Raw genomic sequence first — 17,837 nt, 5'->3', positions numbered from 1 at the left:
CTTTAGGTAAATCTCGCCAAGGGATACCTGTTCTAAGGCGGTAAAGAATACCTTCGAATGTTTGTCTATGTTCAGGTTTGTCATAAACACGGCCTGTGCTTTTCATTAAATGAAATAGCTTTTCCCAGCGTGCATCGGTTAGCATAAGTCTTGGCATGGCTTGAGGTTATGGTTACTTTTGGCGAAGCAAATTATAACGTCTTGCCATGCTGTCTAAAAATCACTCTCGAAAGATCAACAGACCCTAGTTATATTCACATTGTTTAGTATATATAAGACGTTAATAGCCCGTTAGCTCCATATAACCCGTACCTGTATGGCTGCCAGAGAGATGCACTGGGCCTTCCCAGTAGGGCGTTGATAATGGCATAGCGCTATTGGGATTGAGCGGGGTGATAGTGAGATCGATATTTTCGCTGGGGATTTTGACTTGCCAGCTAACGGGATAGTCGCCATTGACTGTGTGTTGCCATCTAAGAGGCGTCATCTGAATGTCATTGGGATTGTCAGTGGAATTAATGTTGCGCCCTGTGCCATCGGCAAACATTCTTCTGGCGCTATAAAATGCTGAGATAGGTGCATTCTTTGCGGACTCTGCCGGAGACTGATCCCGTAGCTGAAACAACATCAGCGTCGAGCCATCATTTAACCTGAGCGCGAACCAATCCCAGCCCTGTTGCGTTTTAGTGAGGAATTGCGAGCTCCATTCCCTGTCGAGCCAACCTTGGCCTGTGACTTGCTCCACTTTGTCATTGCGGTTGATTTCACCTGAAATTTCAATAAAGGGTTGGCTGTAATAGTAAGAGGCTACTTGGCCGTCGCGGCTTTTAAGGCTATAGCCGTTAACGCCTTGGTATTGCAGTGGCGCTTGGCTATTAAGTTGAAGTCGATAGCTAAAATCAGAATTCTCCACCGTTAAGGTCGCGGGAAAGAGTGCATTGGTTTCGCTCTGCCAGTGCCAGTTATCGAGGCGGATTTGATAAGGATCTAATTTTACCTCGGCAAACTCGCTATGACGGCGTGACCACTTTTCGTTGGCCAAGTGAGCATTACTCGAGGTTAATGCACTGTGGGCTAAATAAAGCTGCTGAGTCTCCCAAGTGGATTCACTTTTGGGCGTTGCATCTGTTACTTGCGGAACTGTTGTTTGTGGAGCGATTGTTTGCAGAGTTGTGGGTTTCAGGGCGACTCTAAACTGCGTCCACTGGGCGCCGAGTTGCTCACCTTTCTCTGTGGTCAAATTCGCGGTTAGATACCACCATTCTTGGCGAAAACTGTTATGTGCTAAGTGATCCCGCGGAAATTCAAATCTATAGCCGGGAACAACAGGCGTAAAAGCTAAATCATCTTGATTAGTCGAGGTTTTCCCCACCACATTGGCCATGGATTTGGACTGAGTGTTTTGCGTCGATGGCGTTTTATCACAGCCGCCGATAAGCATTAACCCAACTACTGCCCATACAATACTGAGTGTTTTCATCACAGTGTCTCCTGCTGCAGACTGGCGACCAGTGGCTTGCGGGTTTGCCAATACAGCGGTAAGAGTACGGCTAAGGTGCAGGTGGTTAAGGCAATCAGTATTGCATGGCCGTAAGCTTGCCAATCCCAAATCATTTTTATCGTCCAGCCAAAGGCTTGCAAGGTGATCTTATTAATAAGTAGGTAACCTAACAGCGCGCCCGTTGGCATAGCGAGCAGGCAAGTGATCAGTACCACAATCAACATTTGCATAAACACCATACCGCGCAGAGCATTACGACTGACGCCGAGGGAATACAGCCGTGCCAGTGGCGCTTGCCTTGCCTGAGTCAACATTAAGCAGGCACTAAAGAGGCCAATCGCGGCGACAATCAAGGTTAAACTATTCAGCACTAAGGTAATGGAAAAAGTGCGTTTAAACATAGCGATAGCTTGGGTTTTAATCTTAGTTTGGCTGTAGATTTGCGCTTGGGATAAACCTAGCTCAGTCGCCAGTTGGACTTGTAGTTGATCCAGTTCTGCTTCACTTATCCTACTGCCTTGCTCTTTACCGCGAAAACTTGCCGCTAAACTCACCGGCAGTACAGGTAACTGGGCCCGTTGCCAAAGTGGCTGGCTGATAATGACCTCGTTTCGGGTATTGCCGTGGTCATAATAAATGCCGCCAATAATGGCTTTGCTGTTACCTGTTTTCTCAAGCACATCCAATGACACAGTATCACCAAGCTGTAATTGGTATTTGATGGCTAGAGGTTCGCTCACCAATACAATGGGTGCATTAAAGTAGGATTGCCACAATGTGGGCAGGCTTTCCTTAAGCGCACTGGTGTGCCGAGTCGAAAATTCATCGCGGCTGAGTAGGCTCACCGGAATCGTCTGCTCGCTCGGATTATCCGTTGAAACTGGCAGTGAAAGCTGGGCTTCAATCTGCCACTGCTGATAAAGACCGCTAACTCTTGGATCGTGCATCAATTGGGTTTGAATAGTGTCGATACGCTGGCTTGGTGGGCGGATATAGAGATCGGCATGCAAGCGAGTTTCTAGCCAAGATCGCAGGGTTTGTTCGAAGCTTCCAACGAGGGTGTTCATCGACACATTGGCACTGAGCGCCAGTAAGATCGCCATCATAGCCAAGGAAAGCGGTGCAATAAGCTCACGGGTTTCGGCGAGCAGATATTGCCATAATCCAGGACGCGCCAAGGGCATTAACGCACTGACGCCCCAATGCAATAATTGCGGCAACAATAAGGGAATAGCGATAGCGACGATACCGAGCAACACTAAGCTGATGTTATAGCTTTGGCTGAAGGGAAACAGCAGAGCCGCTAAGGTCAATAAGCCACAGGCTAAGGCAAATTGAATGCTATGGTTTTTGCGGTGTGCCTGCATTTGCTGATAACGATTCGCCCCTTGTGCAAGCGCTTGGCGCGTAAGATCTAAATACAAGGGCAAGCAAGCGGCGAGCGCGGCAATTAAGGTGAGGGCAATTGCCTCAAAAAGCCAAGTCCATTGCCAAATACCGGGGAGCAAGTGGGCGCCATACATTTGCTCTAAGGTCATGGCGATCATAGGTTGCAGCCAGTGGCTGAGTTGCAAACCACTGATAAAGCCCAAACTTGAACCTATGACAACTAACAAAATTAATTCGAACATCAGCGCCGTCATCAAGGCGCGGCGCTCGATTCCCTGTTGTAATAATTGCACTAATAGTTTTTGCCGTTTCATTAGGCTGTAGCGCACACCGTTGTAGGCGATAAAGAGGCCGACAACGAAGGCTAACATGCTCATAGCATTAAGATTAAGATGAAAACTGCGGGTCAGCGCTATCAGCGCTTGACCTTGATCTTGCTGGCTAAAGCTGGCCTTGTGGGGCGTAATCCCTAAAGCGTCGAGTTGGGATTTTAGTTTAGGTAGGTTTTCTCGCTCACTGAACATGCCGATATAGCTCAATCTGCCTTGCATATTTAGTAATCGCTGGGCGAGGGACATATCGGCCAAGATGGCGCTGCCTAGACCAAAACTGTCATCAATTGCAATGATATCTAAGGTGCTATTTTCTAAAACAAGTTTACCTTCTGGTGCCACTTTGGCAGCTAGGCTGCGGCTCATTATTACTGTGGCTGCGCCGCTGAGGAGATCGGCAAGCGGTAAGTCATTCATCTGTGGTGAGGTGGCTGATTGTGTGTCAGTCGAGGCGTTACTTCTCGATTTTTGTAGTGTTAATGCAGCGATCAAATCGCTGCCTTCCAGTTGCCAGAACTGACCGTTTTTACCGGAGATTTTACCACTTACGACGGCGAGACTCTGACTTAATCCGGCTCGTCTCAAGGCGAAATAGACAGATTCATCTAAAGTGTTTTGTCCTAGGGGCGGCGTGAGTAGCACATCGGCGCGTTGACTCAGTAACTCAGTCGCATCGCTATAGCTGCGCACGGCATTGTCATTGGTTGCCTTGACTCCAATGAGCAGAGTGACGGCTAAGGCGATACCGAGCAGAATGGCACCTGCTTGTATGGGCGCATGGCGATAATGGGCGATAAAAACCTTTAGGCTGAGCCACGTCAGCCTCAGCCAAGTTTGCTTAAGTCCAGTCTGTTTAAGTTCTGTTTGCTTAAGCGCTGTGGGAGTCGCCTTAGTGAGCTGTTTATTGTTCATAAATAGCGACTGCACCTTGGGATAAGTGCCAACGTTTTTGCATAAAGGCTGCGCATTCTTCGCTGTGGGTGACCATTAAGATACTGGTTTGGCTTTCTCGTGCCAGTTCACACAGTAGTGCCATCACTTGTTTGCCCGATACATCATCTAAGTTACCTGTGGGTTCGTCGGCCAGTAGCAAGGTCGGTTTATGGGCTAAGGCGCGGGCGATGGCGACACGCTGTTGTTGACCGCCTGACAGGGCTTCAACTTGGCGGTGAAGTAATGGCATCAGCCCAAGTTTTTCAACCAGATAGTCACACCAAGGCGACCATGGCTGCGCGGTTAAACTTAAGGAGAAGGCGATATTGTCTTTCACGTTGAGTGGCGTGAGTAAGTTAAATTGCTGAAACACGACACCTAAGGAATTACGTCTGAAACGGCTCCACTCTTTATCTTGCCAAGTTGAGGTGGATGCTTGTTCTAGCAAGATTTCACCCGAGTCTGGCATTTCAAAACCGGCGATCAGGTTGAGTAAGGTGCTTTTGCCGCTGCCGCTGGGACCTGTAAGCGCCACGGTTTCACCTCTGTGGATCTGTAGATTAACCGCTTGCAGTACTTGATGATATTGCTCACCATCGCGAAAGCCTTTGGTGACTTGGTTAAGCTTAGCGACGTCGGCCATTGAGCAACTCCTTTATATCCATTGGCGGCGGGTGTGGTAAGCCGTGTTTCAAACTGCGGCGGCAACTTACTTAGTGGCCGCAATTTAGCATTGCCATTCTATGTTCAAGATAAAGCATTTTCTATTCAGATAGATACTGATTTTTCTTGTAATAGGATCATCCACTGAGTAACAAAACATAAATCGTCATTTGGTGTAAAAATAGTCAACTGGATTAAATCCTCCGCGAACTGTGAGCAAACGGCTTGAGCTGACGCCGCATTTGTTGCATTCTGTGCGTCCTGTTAGCTTGGGAGTAAATCTCAATCTAGCAATCCGTTCGGATGAAGGTAGCAGGAGAGTGGGGAATAGACCCCACACCGACGAGGCAACTTTGGTTTTACAGAAGCGAGTCTTCTTATAAAAACAAAGCACTCTTTCAGGTGCCGATAGGCGTGGACTGTTACTGGACGAGCCTCTGGAGAGACTACCAGTTGCACTCATTGTGCAATCAGGTGGCGCCGAAGGCGAAAGTGTCGTGGTGTTATTGTATAACCTGCGACGCGAAACGCTCAGGCAAAAGGACAGAGGAGAGGATGACTGCACAGTCCCTGTCGTTTGTCGTCGTGGGCTATTTTTACTCTTTTGCTTGAGATGGAGCACTTTTGCTCTTATTGAAAGCACTCGTGTAGAGCTCTCGCTTGCTACGCTTTTAGCGTTCAGCTTAGGCGATTCTCTGCCGAGATTAGGTCAAAATAGTTCGCTATAGCGTCCGACTGCGGCGCGTCACAGCCATTTCTTTTCCTCCTCCGTTTATTAATTTTGTTGTTTAATATTCGAGGAATATCATGAGTTTTCAAGCTTTTCTTGCCAGCATTAATAGCATAGTCTGGGGCCCAATCACCCTTTGTTTGCTGGTGGGCACGGGGATTTATCTCACTGCGCGCCTCAAGCTTATCCAAGTATTTCGTCTGCCGATGGCGATGGGATTGTTGTTTAAACCCGCCAAAGGTCATGGGGATTTATCTTCCTTTGCAGCGCTTTGTACGGCGCTGTCCGCCACTATCGGTACCGGTAATATTGTTGGCGTGGCGACGGCGATAAAAATGGGCGGGCCAGGGGCGTTATTTTGGATGTGGCTGGCGGCATTTTTCGGCATGGCGACTAAATATGCCGAGTGTATGTTGGCGGTAAAGTACCGTACCACCGATGCTCGTGGGCAGATTGCGGGTGGCCCTATGTATTATATCGAGCGCGGCCTTGGTCTACCTTGGATGGCGAAATTGTTCGCTCTCTTTGGGGTTGGTGTGGCCTTTTTCGGTATTGGTACTTTTGCACAGGTCAATGCCATTAGCGATGCGCTGACGATCGCCTTTGAGGTGCCGACTTGGTTAACCGCGGCCGTACTGACATTTTTAGTGGCCGCAGTTACCTTGGGTGGGGTTAAGCGTATTTCAAATGTGGCGCAAAAACTTGTGCCTGCGATGTCGATTGGTTATGTGCTGGCCTGCGTGTGGATCTTAGTCGGTTTCTCCGAGCAGATTTTACCCGCCTTAGCTTTAGTGCTTGAATCTGCCTTTACGCCACTCTCAGCTGCGGGGGGATTTTTAGGGGCGACAGTCGCGCAGGCGATTCAAATCGGTATTGCCCGCGGTGTGTTCTCGAACGAATCTGGATTAGGTAGTGCACCCATTGCCGCCGCTGCCGCTAAGACCAATGAACCCGTTGAGCAAGGTCTCGTCAGCATGACGGGTACTTTCTTCGATACCATTATCATTTGCACTATGACGGGGTTAGTGCTGATCATCACTGGGGTATGGAGTGGTGAGACTGCGGGTGCCGCGATGACGAGTGCTGCTTTTGCTCTGGGAGGCTCAGCGCTTGTGGGTCAGTATTTGGTGACTATTGCACTAGTGTGTTTTGCATTTACCACTATTTTGGGCTGGCATTATTATGGTGAACGCTGTTGGTATTACTTAGTTGGTGAGCGCGGATTACGCATGTATCAAGTGGTGTTTTTGGTACTGATTGCGGGTGGTGCTTTTATCAAACTGGATGTGATTTGGTTGTTGGCCGATACGGTTAATGGTTTGATGGCTATCCCTAACTTGATCGCCATTGTGGGCTTGAGGCATATCATTATCGCCGAAACCCAAAGCTATTTTGCTCGTATCTTACCTAATCAAACCTTAGAGACGGCTTATTAGTGTTTTTAAAACAATAAATTACTTCACATTATTTTAACTTTGACATTGTCGCCACTAAATTCTTCGTTTACTTTATAAGTGCTATTTTTAAATGCAGTGCTTATAAAATCGAGGGCTTTAGGGCGACGCCATGGAAAAAAGTAAACTTCGTACTTTTCGCAGTAGAATTTTATCCCACATAGCCTTGCCTCTCATTTTAATTATGGCGAGTGTCTATGGTGTAAACGCTTGGTTTAGTTATATCTCTTCAGAGAATCGGCTTTACCATAGCCTGACTCAAGAGGCGAGTCATTCGGCTTCTCGTCTGCAGTTTCTGCTCGAGCATGCGCAGGCCAACACCCAAGGTCTTGCTGATTTTATTGGTTTTTTGTCAAGTAAAGAAGACATGAATGACACTGAGAGTGTTAAAAGTGTCTTGATGAATCGAGTCAAACGTCATCCTGATTTTTTTGGATCCGCAGTCGCATTTAAACCCAATACTTTTCCTAACCGCAAGCTATTTTCTCCCTATGTTTATCGCGATACAAGTGGTGGTAACGATTTACACTACCTCGATATTGGCGCTGAAGGCTACGACTATACCGATGGTACTTGGGATTGGTGGAGCAAGGCTATCAATCAAGCGAGCGGTTATTGGTCAAAGGCATACTTTGATGAGGGGGCAGGGAATATTCTGATGGTAACCTATTCGGCTCCTTTTGGTGAGGTAGGCAATTATTTTGGGGTTGCCACGGTTGATTTAGCCTTAGATGGATTGCCAAAACAATTGGGGATTGCACCAAATCGTCTGGTGGTTTTAGACGATCAAGGGCGGCTTATTTATCATATAGATAAAGAAAAAGTGCTGGCAACGACTTCAGCCCAGTGGCTCGATAAAAATAAAAATGCCGATTTTTGGACGCTACAGGATAAAAGGCTTGATGGTCAAACAAGGTTTGTTGATAACCAAGATGTTGTTTATCTTGCTAGTATTGCGACTGTACCGCAATTAAAGTGGCGTGTGATTGTATTAGCGCCAGAACAAGATTTATTCAACTCCCTGCTTGATGATCTAGCATCTATCATCCTCAATTTAAGTTTATTAACCCTCTTATTATTGCTGACCTGTTATCTCGCGGCGAAACGGTTAACTCGGCCGCTAGAGCTACTCGAGTCGGGTATCTTGTCCTTTGGACAGGGTAAAACTCAGCAGCTCATTGTACCTAAAGGTGCCGTGAGTGAAATTGTGACGCTGAGTACTACCTTCAATCAAATGGCGGAATTACTCGCAGAACGTGAACAAGCCATTCTTGATTCCCGCGGTAATCGCTTTGCGCGCCTAATTGATGGCATGAGTGAAAAGTCTTTCTACTGTTCCCTCGAACCCAATGGTCAACTCGCCCAGGTTAGTGAGGGGGTAACTAAGGTGTTGGGGATTACCCCTGATTTGCTCAAGCGCAAATATCAAAGGCTCTTCTCGGCTAATCCCCTCAATGAGAAGAACTGGGAATATACCGATTTAGCCTTAAAGGGCCAAAATGTGCCTTCGCACCAAGTGGAAATGCTGGATGAAAAAGGGCATTTAAGAAGGCTCGATGTGTTTATGCAGCCATTATTATCAGATACGGGTGAGTTAATGTCGGTGGAGATGTTATTTACCGATGTTACTGAGCAGTTTTCAGCGGCAGTCTGGTCAAATGCCGTACTAGAAGCCGCTCCAGAGGCCATGCTCATTGTCGACGAACTTGGGAAAATCGTCTTTACTAACAGTCGCTGTCAGCAGCTTTTTGGATACGAAACGGGCGCTATGCTGGGTTTGCAGGTTGAGGCGTTATTGCCGCAAGAGTTAGGAAACGGGCATGTACTTGAGCGACAAACATTCCTGCGCGAAGGCCGCGATAGAGGCATGGCAAATGCCCGTCATGTACGGGCGTTAAAAGCCGATGGTAATGAATTTATTGCGGAAATAGCGCTGAGTATTCTTCCTCCTGCCTTTGATGGACAAAGGCAAGTGGCGGCTTCAATACGCGATATGACACAAAAACTGGCCGTTGAGCAGAAGATCCGTGATAGCGAACAGCGTTTTCGTGGCTTAGTGACTAATATTCCCGGCGCCGTTTATCGGACTCGTATCGCGGATGTATGGTTCATGGAATATATCAGTGACAATATTGCTGAGATTACGGGTTATGCAGCGAGTCAGTTTATTGAAAATCGCCAACGTACTTTTGCTTCGCTGATTTTAGAAGAGGATCGGCCTACATGTCATTTGCATATTGATAGAGCACTCGCGCAGCAAGAAACCTTTGAAGTGGAATATCGTATCCGCCATCGCGATGGCAGTGTGCGCTGGGTGCATGAGAAAGGTAAGGCAAGTTATACCGAAGAGGGCGTTCCACTTTGGTTCGACGGCAGTATTGATGACATCACAGAGAGTAAGCTTGCTATAGGGCAGTTGGAGGCTTCGCGCCTGCAATTGACCAATATTACAGAGTCTATTCCTTGTACCGTGTACCAATTGTTGTGGCACTCGCCTACTGATCGCAGATTTACCTTTCTCTCTGGTGCGGCAATGAAAATGCTGGGGCTACATCGCGATGATCTAATGAGTAATTTTGACACCATCGCTGAGCGGATTTTTGATGAAGAAAGGCCGGATGTCGTGCGGGCATTGTCGGGTCAGAGTGAAGACAGACTGCAATGGATACGCGAGTTTCGTTATCGCCATCCCAATGGCAGCATACGTTGGATGGAGGCGGGGGCGAGCGGCCATGTAGAAGAGGATGGCGCCATTACTTGGAATGGGTATGTAATGGACATTACCCAACGCAAGAGCATAGAACAAGAGTTAGCCCTCAGTGAAGCGCACTTTAAGGCACTGTTCGATGGTGCGACCATTGGTATCGTCAATGTGGATGTTAAAGGCGTTATCTTAGATTGTAATGACCAATTTTGTGCCGATATGGCGCGGTCAAGGGAGAGTTTACGCAATACCGCAATTTTTGAGGTCCTTAGCGCGCAAGATAAGCATATTGCCAAGGCGCAATTTAAGGAATTGGTCGGTGGCAAAATTGACCATTATCGTGGCGAGAGGAGTTTTATTCGTCCTTCCGGTGCGCCTTTATGGATGACGGTCAATGTGTCGGCATTGTTAGATGCCCAAGGACAATTTGAATCGGCTGTGATCAGTATGGTCGATATGACAGAGCTTAAATTGCTCTCCGATGAACTGTTACTTGCCAAAGAGCAAGCCGATGCCGCCAGTAAAGCAAAGGGTGACTTCTTGGCGAATATGTCCCACGAAATACGCACCCCAATGAATGCCATTATCGGCATGTCCCAGCTGTGCTTACAGACCGAATTAGATAAGAAACAGAAGAATTATGTGGAGAAGATTGAGCGGGCATCGCAGTCTTTACTGTCTATTATCAATGACATTCTGGATTTCTCTAAGATTGAAGCGGGTAAGCTCGACATAGAATCTGTGCCATTTCAGCTCGATACTATGCTGGAAGATCTCAGCGATATGTTTTCTGAGAAAGCCGCCCACAAGCAGATTGAATTGTTATTTGCAGTCGCCCCTAACGTGCCGCGTTATTTATATGGTGATTCGCTACGCTTAGGCCAAGTGTTGATTAACTTGATGAATAACGCCATTAAATTCACAGAACGGGGTGAAGTATTACTGTCGTTAAATCTTGTTGAACAGCAAGATGATGATGTCGTGCTGCGTTTTAGTGTGCGTGATAGCGGCATAGGTTTAACTGAGCAGCAGCAAGCAAAATTATTTAAATCCTTTACCCAAGCGGATACTTCAACCACCCGTAAATACGGTGGTACAGGCTTAGGCTTGGCTATTTGCAAGCAACTCGTTGAACTCATGGGGGGCAATATTGGTGTCGAAAGTCAATTTGGTCATGGCAGCACCTTCTATTTCACTGTGAAGTTACAAATTTCCGAGGGCCAAAAATTAGTGCTTGAGCAAGAGCTTGAGGGCATGTCTGTGCTGGTGGTAGATGATAACGCGACCGCCAGGGACATAATGCGTACAACGCTCGAAAGTATGGGCTTTAGAGTCGATACGGTTCGTTCAGGTGAAGAAGCAATAAGCCGCTGCTTACTGCAGACCTATGAAGTGGCATTAATCGATTGGAAAATGCCCAATATGGACGGGTTAGAAACCGCCCGTCAGATCCAACTACAGGCTAAGTCTCAGCCTAAGATCTTGATGGTATCCGCCCATGCTAATCATGAATTCATCACTCAAATTGAGCAATTAGCACTGGCGGGGTACATCAGTAAACCCATCAGCGCCTCACGCATGCTCGATGGCATAATGAATGCGATTGGCCGTGAAGGCATATTGCCAGTGAGACGCCGCACTGAAGAGCTGGCGCCGCAGTTATTATTGCCACTTCAAGGGAAGCGTATCTTATTAGTGGAAGATAACGAGATGAACCTTGAAGTCGCCAGCGAGTTTTTAGAGCAAGTGGGGATTATTTTATCCATAGCGACCAATGGTCAAATCGCCTTAGATAAGCTATCCCAACAGCATTTCGATCTAGTGTTAATGGACTGCCAAATGCCGGTGATGGATGGTTATCAAGCCACTAAAGCGATAAGGAAAAGGCCTGAGTTGGCAAATTTACCTGTCGTCGCTATGACTGCGAATGCGATGGCTGGTGATAGAGATATGTGTCTTCGGGCTGGGATGAATGACCATATTGCCAAGCCCATAGAAGTGAATGTGCTCTATCAAACCCTATTGAAATACCTCGGATCTTCTTCTGGAATTTCTGCTTCGATAAGGGCGGAAGCCTCAACTCGGTTAACTTCGTCCAGCGCACAGGGTGAAGTCAGCAATGGCGCTGATCAAACGGTATTGCTCAAATGGCCAGAACACCCTGAGCTGGATATCGATAGAGGTTTGCAACTGGTGCAGCATTCGACGCGTCTTTATCAACGAATCTTTGATCGTTTTGTGAGCAGTCAACGTAATGTCGTGGAGCAGGTTCGCAAAGCCATCGCGGCGAATCAAGTCGAAGATGCGGTGCGTATCGCCCACACCCTTAAAGGCTTAGCGGGTAATTTAAGTTCGGCAAAATTGGTGGAATTAGCGCGTTTGCTTGAGTTGCATTTAACAGAGAAAGCGCCCTATGAAGATGAGTTAGTTCAAATTCAACCGCTAGTGGCCTCTATCTGCGATGCGATTGAACAGGCTAAGCCTGTGATAGTGAATCAAGCCGAGCCTCAAGCGGTGGACTTGCTATCAGATGAGGACTTGAGAGCGGCATTACGGGTCTTACGTCAGAATCTAGATGAAGCCGATGCCAGCGCAGTGGCAAAAATTGATGCGTTAAAGCCGAAGGTGAGTAGTGCGATGTGGCAAACATTAAGCCCCGCTTTATCTATGATTAACCAGTATCAGTTTGATGAGGCAATCGACTTAATTGACGATGTGATTACACAGTTAGGATAGAAAGCGGTAGCGCGAATTTATAATGCGTGACATTGAGTGGAGTTGTTAATGGAAAAAGCAACAATATTAGTCGTCGATGACACACCTGAGAATATCGATATTTTGATTGGTATTTTAGGTGATGATTACAAAGTCAAAGTGGCGATCGATGGCCCGAGGGCGTTAGCGTTAGTGACAAAATCGCGGCCTGACTTGATTTTACTCGATGTCATGATGCCAGGTATGAATGGCTATGAAGTCTGCAAGCTGCTAAAGCAAGAGCCGCTGACCAGCCATATTCCGGTGATCTTCGTGACCGCCTTATCTGAAATTGCTGATGAAGCCCAAGGTTTTGCATTGGGCGCGGTGGATTACATTACTAAGCCCGTAAGTGCGCCTGTCGTTAAAGCGCGGGTTAAAACGCATCTTGCGCTTTATGATCAAAAACGTCTACTCGAACAACAAGTTAAAGTTCGTACCCACGAATTAGAAGAAACCCGTTTCGAGATTATCCGTCGTCTTGGCCGTGCCGCTGAATACAAGGACAACGAGACGGGTCTACATGTTGTGCGTATGAGCCATTACGCCCGCATATTAGCGATAAAGCTCGGCTTACCGACGACCTTTTGTGACTTGATTTTTAATGCGGCGCCTATGCACGATATTGGTAAAATCGGTACGCCCGATGCAGTGCTGAAAAAGCCAGGGAAACTTGATGCGCAGGAATGGGAAATTATGCAGCAGCACGCCGCCATAGGTGCAGAAATTATTGGTGAACATAGCGATCCGTTATTGCAAATGGCCCGTCGTATCGCCTTAACTCACCATGAGAAGTGGGATGGTTCAGGTTACCCCAATGGCTTGGTTGGCGAAGAAATCCCCCTTGAAGGGCGCATCACCGCGATTGCGGATGTGTTCGATGCGCTGACTTCGCAACGGCCTTATAAGCAGGCTTGGACGATTGAAGCGACTATGGAGCTATTTGAAAATCAAGCGGGAAAACATTTTGATCCTAAGCTGGTGGAGGAGTTCAAGCAAATCCTGCCAGAAGCAATTGCTATTCGAGATACTTATTTAGAAAATTGATGCTCGAAGTGCATTGACTAAGATAAAGGCGCCATTGGCGCCTTTATTCTGCTTCAATATTTTATACTAATCATATTAAATCAAAGTATTACGCTTCATCTAATGAGTAGGGCAGGGCTTGGATCGTTAAATGTGATTGTTCATCGTCGGCAAAACGCAGCTGAGTATCATTAGCCGTGTCATTAGGAAGTACGGCGGTTAACAAGACTTGATTGCCACGCTGTACAAACTCAATGATTTGACCGCCACGGCGAAAACTGTCTTCCATCGCGATTTCGAGGCCTGATGCTAGGGTGATTTGAAGATTGGTGTGACCGCGCAAAATATACAGGGCGCGTTTATTACCACCGCGATATTTCATTCGCGCTATGGTTTCTTGTCCCATGTAGCAGCCCTTGTTGAAGCTGATACCGTTAACCGCTTGTAGATTACACATCTGCGGTACGTACTGACTGGCATGGCTGGCGGCAAGATTGGGGTAACCCGCTGCAATCTCTAACGCTTGCCATGCACTGGCGTCAAATACACTCAGTTCCGATTGCGCAACTAAAGCCGCTGCGGCATCTGGTGTTAATACTAAAATAAAACGTTCAGCGTCTTTTAAAATCGCACCGTTTTCAATGAGTGTGAGCTCTTGCTGAATGTCACCAAAATGTTTGTTCACGAATTGGCTTGCCTGTTCACCAGCAACGCCGAGCAGAGTCCACTCAGCGGATGCATTGCTTAAGGTGGCTTTACTAAACACGGCATATTTTTGTAACTGGGGTAAATCGACTTCGATGGCATCCTTTGGCATCAACATAAAGAGTGCATCTTGAATGGCAAAGGTTCTGAAACTGGCCAGCATTTTACCTTTAGGATCGCAATGGGCGCCCCAGCGCCATTGATCCGTGGCCAATGAGCTGATGTCTGTGGTCACTTGGCCATGGATAAAACTGCGGCCTTGTTCTCCAACGACTTTGATGAGGCCCAAATGAGATAAGTTGGTAAGCATAAGTGGAGGCAAGGTAGCGTCCAGATCCCAATGGGGCGTAGAAACTGAAATAGTCATAGCGAGATCCTGAAAATGAAGACGATGTGAGAGGCTAGATTGTAACGGAATTCCAGTTGGCTCAAAAGCATAAGGCGCACATATCTGTGAATGATCTGTGCGCCTTATTATGTGTGCTTTAGTCGATAGGCTTAAAGCGAGTGGAGTTTAAAGTTTAAAACAGCACGCGGGTACGTAATGTACCTTCAATGGCTTTGAGTTCAACTAAGGCTTCTTCCGCTTGAGTTGTGTCTACTTCCATCACGACATAACCAATTTCTGCGGTGGTCTGCAAATATTGGGCGGCGATGTTGATGCCTTTTTCCGAGAAGGCTTGGTTGATCTTGATCAACACGCCCGGACGGTTTTGGTGAATATGCAGCAAGCGCGAGGTGCCTTTATGCGTTGGTAATGACACTTCAGGGAAGTTAACCGCAGAAACGGTTGAGCCGTTGTCTGAGTATTTAGCGAGCTTACCCGCGACTTCGATACCAATGTTTTCTTGGGCTTCGGCCGTGCTACCGCCGACATGCGGCGTGAGTAGAACATTGTCTAAACCGCGTAGAGGACTGATAAATTCATCGTCATTCGATTGTGGTTCAACGGGGAATACATCGATTGCGGCACCTGCGAGGTGACGTTCTTTTAACGCAACGGTTAAAGCTTCAATATCGACTACAGTACCGCGTGATGCGTTGATAAAGATGCTGCCCTTTTTCATCGCCGCAAACTCGGCAGCGCCTATCATGTCTTTTGTTTGTGGAGTTTCAGGGACATGTAAGCTTACTACATCAGCTTGTGCTAATAGGAGTTCTAACGAATGGACTTGTTGTGCGTTACCTAGTGGCAGTTTGTCTTCGATATCGAAGAACACGACGCGCATACCTAAGGTTTCCGCCAGAATACCAAGCTGAGTACCAATATGGCCGTAACCAATCACACCTAAGGTTTTACCACGCACTTCATAGCTGCCCGCTGCGGTTTTCATCCAGCCACCACGGTGAGCGATAGCGTTGCGTTCAGGGATACCCCGCATCAACATAATGATTTCGCCAATCACGAGTTCGGCAACACTGCGAGTGTTTGAGAATGGCGCGTTAAATACTGGGATACCAAGGGATTCGGCGGTGGCAAGGTCAACTTGGTTGGTTCCAATACAGAAACATCCTATCGCGATTAACTTCTCTGCACGTTTCAGCACCTCTGCAGTTAATTGGGTACGCGAACGAAGTCCCACAAAATGCGCATCTTTAATGGACTCAAGTAAGGCTTCATCGCTTAAGGAAGCTTTGTGGTATTCGATATTGGTGTATCCCGCACGTTCAAATACATCGACCGCAGATTGGTGGACGCCTTCCAACAGCAGGATCTTGATCTTATCCTTGTCCAGCGAATGTTTCGCCATGATATGGGTACCCTCTAATTAATAGAAATGTTTCTTATGATATGCTCACAACCTTCACCCACCAAAGTAGCACTTTTTTTGCTCAGTGTGGAGGGCTAGATGGCTAAAGTTAATATTCTAAATTTAGAACAATATCGCATAAGAGGAAGAAACATTGAATAACAAAATCGCATGGTGCGGTATTTACCTCTCAGTTTTGGTGTGGTCGGCGATAAAACCCGCAGATCCTTTCACATGGTGGCTCGAAGCCTTACCTGCATTGATTGCTGTACCGATTTTATTCTTTACTCGCAAACGTTTTCCACTGACACCTTTAGTGTATTTTCTCGTCTTAATACACTGCTGTGTGTTGTTTGTAGGCGCTCATTATACTTACGCTGAAGTGCCGTTATTCGACATGATTGCCGATTGGATGGGTTCAGAACGTAATAATTACGATAAAGTGGGTCATTTTGCGCAAGGTTTTATCCCAGCCATGCTCGCCCGTGAAATTATGTTGCGTAATCAAGCTGTCAAACCTGGGGCTTGGTGCGCGTTTCTTGCTACTTGTTTTGTGCTCGCATTTTCGGCGTTTTATGAACTGATCGAATGGTGGGTTGCCGTGGCAACCGGCGAAGGGGCTGAAGCCTTTTTAGGGACTCAAGGCTATGTATGGGATACCCAATCCGACATGTTTCTTGCCCTCATTGGCGCAATTGTCGCGTTAGCTTTACTGTCTCGTTTTCAAGATAAACAAATCGCGAGACTCAAGCAGAGGATTTAGCGGCTAAAAGTGGGTGATGCTCTCTGTTCGAGTTGTAAGACTTTCTTCCCTGAAATGTATGGTGTGAGTGTGATGACATTGAGTTGTCATACTTTAGTGTTGTTATTGTGTTTTCTTTGTGTTGCAACTTTGGATTGGTAACGTCATAGTTGGAAAGTATTAGGTGCTGGGCGTTGGCCAAGTAAAACGGTATTTTTGACTGTTATTCCATTTTATTGTGGTGAGTTAGTCGAACCTACTAGCATTAAACAGGGAATAGTACATTTGGGTGATGTTTTTCAATCGTTAACTAGTCAGAATTAACTAGGTTAATGGAATGTTGAAAAATCTAACTAAAAAGACGAGTCAAACATACCATTTTGCAATAGAGAATACTTTTCAGGGAGGAGAGTCATTGAGCACAATTAATGAATTGGTTTTTTTACACCAAATGGCCGCGCCATGTCATTTAGCGTTACTCGCTGAATCCATAGGTTTGAAAACGCGTATAGTAAAGCATGCGGCTGAACTGGATTTAGACAAGAGTCGCCGTAGTTTTTATCTGATCACCCAAAAAGGTTCAGCATTAGATAACAAAGGGATACCTCTGTTAGCTTCGCGATTAGTGTCACATTTTCCTGTGGCGCTGTATCAAGTTGAGCGAGACTCCTTAGACCAAGAATCTGCAATGTTACTCGGCATTCGAGGTATTTTATTTGCCGATCAACGTATGGATCTGATGTTAACGGGTTTACGTAAAATGGTGGCAGAGGAACTTTGGTACGATAGAACTTTGCTAAGCAAAATGTTCCGCCGTGTCGTACAAAAGTTAGAAGGTAATAATGAAATGCCCTCTGATACTGTGGCTATGCTGCAGATGCTGACATCCCGTGAACGCACTATCATTCAATTCGTATCGAGTGGTGCGAGAAATAAAGAAATCGCTCATAGGTTATGTATCAGCGAACATACAGTGAAGGCGCATATTTCTTCTATTTTCCGCAAGACCCAGTCTCGTAATCGGGTTGAGCTTTTACGTTGGGCGCAAACCTATCAAACTCACTTTGAGCTGTGCAGTTAGTCAGTTAAAGATATTGGTCGTTAGCTTTTCGCTGTGAGTGGTTAATGTTAATGATTACTAGCATATCAACAT

The 17,837-nt window shown here is 46.7% G+C and carries 11 protein-coding genes and 1 riboswitch; of the genes, 5 read left to right on the top strand and 6 right to left on the bottom strand.

Going from position 1 to position 17,837, the window contains the following annotated elements; all coding sequences use genetic code 11:
* The 4 genes from L5L94_RS15365 to L5L94_RS15350 form a co-directional block, all read right to left on the bottom strand.
* On the bottom strand, positions 1-157 hold a 157-nt coding region (locus tag L5L94_RS15365), incomplete at its 3' end, for a transposase (RefSeq protein ID WP_259573881.1).
* A gap of 123 nt (positions 158-280) precedes the next feature.
* Complete coding sequence (locus tag L5L94_RS15360) at positions 281-1,480, bottom strand: lipocalin-like domain-containing protein (RefSeq protein WP_263163870.1); 1,200 nt, start codon at positions 1,478-1,480, stop codon at positions 281-283.
* Complete coding sequence (locus L5L94_RS15355) at positions 1,480-4,134, bottom strand: ABC transporter permease (RefSeq protein ID WP_263163868.1); 2,655 nt, start codon at positions 4,132-4,134, stop codon at positions 1,480-1,482. The genes L5L94_RS15360 and L5L94_RS15355 overlap by 1 nt, the downstream gene beginning before the upstream one ends.
* The gene (locus tag L5L94_RS15350) at positions 4,124-4,798 is read right to left on the bottom strand and encodes an ABC transporter ATP-binding protein (protein WP_105251511.1); all 675 of its coding nucleotides are present in this window, start codon (positions 4,796-4,798) and stop codon (positions 4,124-4,126) included. Before L5L94_RS15350 ends, L5L94_RS15355 begins: the two co-directional genes overlap by 11 nt.
* Before the next feature lie 447 nt (positions 4,799-5,245).
* Positions 5,246-5,375: riboswitch (glycine riboswitch) on the top strand.
* Positions 5,376-5,625: 250 nt separating this feature from the next.
* Between L5L94_RS15350 and L5L94_RS15345 the strand changes: the two genes are divergently transcribed.
* From L5L94_RS15345 to L5L94_RS15335, 3 genes are all read left to right on the top strand, one after another.
* Positions 5,626-6,984, top strand: a complete 1,359-nt coding sequence (locus tag L5L94_RS15345) for an alanine/glycine:cation symporter family protein (protein ID WP_263163866.1) — start codon at positions 5,626-5,628, stop codon at positions 6,982-6,984.
* A gap of 130 nt (positions 6,985-7,114) precedes the next feature.
* A complete protein-coding gene (locus L5L94_RS15340; protein WP_263163864.1) occupies positions 7,115-12,442 on the top strand; it encodes a PAS domain S-box protein in 5,328 nt (1,775 codons plus the stop codon).
* A 48-nt stretch (positions 12,443-12,490) separates the two neighbouring features.
* A complete protein-coding gene (locus L5L94_RS15335; protein WP_028759378.1) occupies positions 12,491-13,507 on the top strand; it encodes a two-component system response regulator in 1,017 nt (338 codons plus the stop codon).
* A gap of 88 nt (positions 13,508-13,595) precedes the next feature.
* On the opposite strand, the gene ygfZ is transcribed toward L5L94_RS15335, so the two are convergent.
* Both ygfZ and serA read right to left on the bottom strand, forming a co-directional pair.
* Positions 13,596-14,558 (bottom strand): tRNA-modifying protein YgfZ, encoded by a 963-nt coding sequence (gene ygfZ / locus L5L94_RS15330; protein ID WP_263163862.1) that lies wholly within the window; start codon positions 14,556-14,558, stop codon positions 13,596-13,598.
* 154 nt (positions 14,559-14,712) lie between these two features.
* Positions 14,713-15,942, bottom strand: coding sequence for a phosphoglycerate dehydrogenase (gene serA / locus L5L94_RS15325; RefSeq protein WP_105251515.1), 1,230 nt, complete (start codon positions 15,940-15,942; stop codon positions 14,713-14,715).
* 154 nt (positions 15,943-16,096) lie between these two features.
* On the opposite strand from serA, the gene L5L94_RS15320 reads away from it, so the two are divergent.
* On the top strand, positions 16,097-16,705 hold the full coding sequence (locus L5L94_RS15320) for a DUF2238 domain-containing protein (protein WP_168822493.1): 609 nt from the start codon (positions 16,097-16,099) through the stop codon (positions 16,703-16,705).
* 394 nt (positions 16,706-17,099) lie between these two features.
* Complete coding sequence (locus tag L5L94_RS15315; protein WP_014611267.1) at positions 17,100-17,765, top strand: helix-turn-helix transcriptional regulator; 666 nt, start codon at positions 17,100-17,102, stop codon at positions 17,763-17,765.
* Positions 17,766-17,837 lie beyond the last annotated feature (72 nt).

Source organism: Shewanella sp. SM21 (assembly GCF_025654335.1).
Lineage (GTDB): Bacteria > Pseudomonadota > Gammaproteobacteria > Enterobacterales > Shewanellaceae > Shewanella > Shewanella oncorhynchi.
The sequence above is the reverse complement of the archived record's forward strand: the minus strand, read 5'-3'. Positions and strand labels throughout refer to the sequence as shown.

Coding starts and splice junctions, on each gene's coding strand:
- L5L94_RS15360 (WP_263163870.1), bottom strand. CDS start 1,480: ATGAAAACACTCAGTATTGTATGGGCAGTAGTTGGGTTAATGCTTATC.
- L5L94_RS15355 (WP_263163868.1), bottom strand. CDS start 4,134: ATGAACAATAAACAGCTCACTAAGGCGACTCCCACAGCGCTTAAGCAA.
- L5L94_RS15350 (WP_105251511.1), bottom strand. CDS start 4,798: ATGGCCGACGTCGCTAAGCTTAACCAAGTCACCAAAGGCTTTCGCGAT.
- L5L94_RS15345 (WP_263163866.1), top strand. CDS start 5,626: ATGAGTTTTCAAGCTTTTCTTGCCAGCATTAATAGCATAGTCTGGGGC.
- L5L94_RS15340 (WP_263163864.1), top strand. CDS start 7,115: ATGGAAAAAAGTAAACTTCGTACTTTTCGCAGTAGAATTTTATCCCAC.
- L5L94_RS15335 (WP_028759378.1), top strand. CDS start 12,491: ATGGAAAAAGCAACAATATTAGTCGTCGATGACACACCTGAGAATATC.
- ygfZ (WP_263163862.1), bottom strand. CDS start 14,558: ATGACTATTTCAGTTTCTACGCCCCATTGGGATCTGGACGCTACCTTG.
- serA (WP_105251515.1), bottom strand. CDS start 15,942: ATGGCGAAACATTCGCTGGACAAGGATAAGATCAAGATCCTGCTGTTG.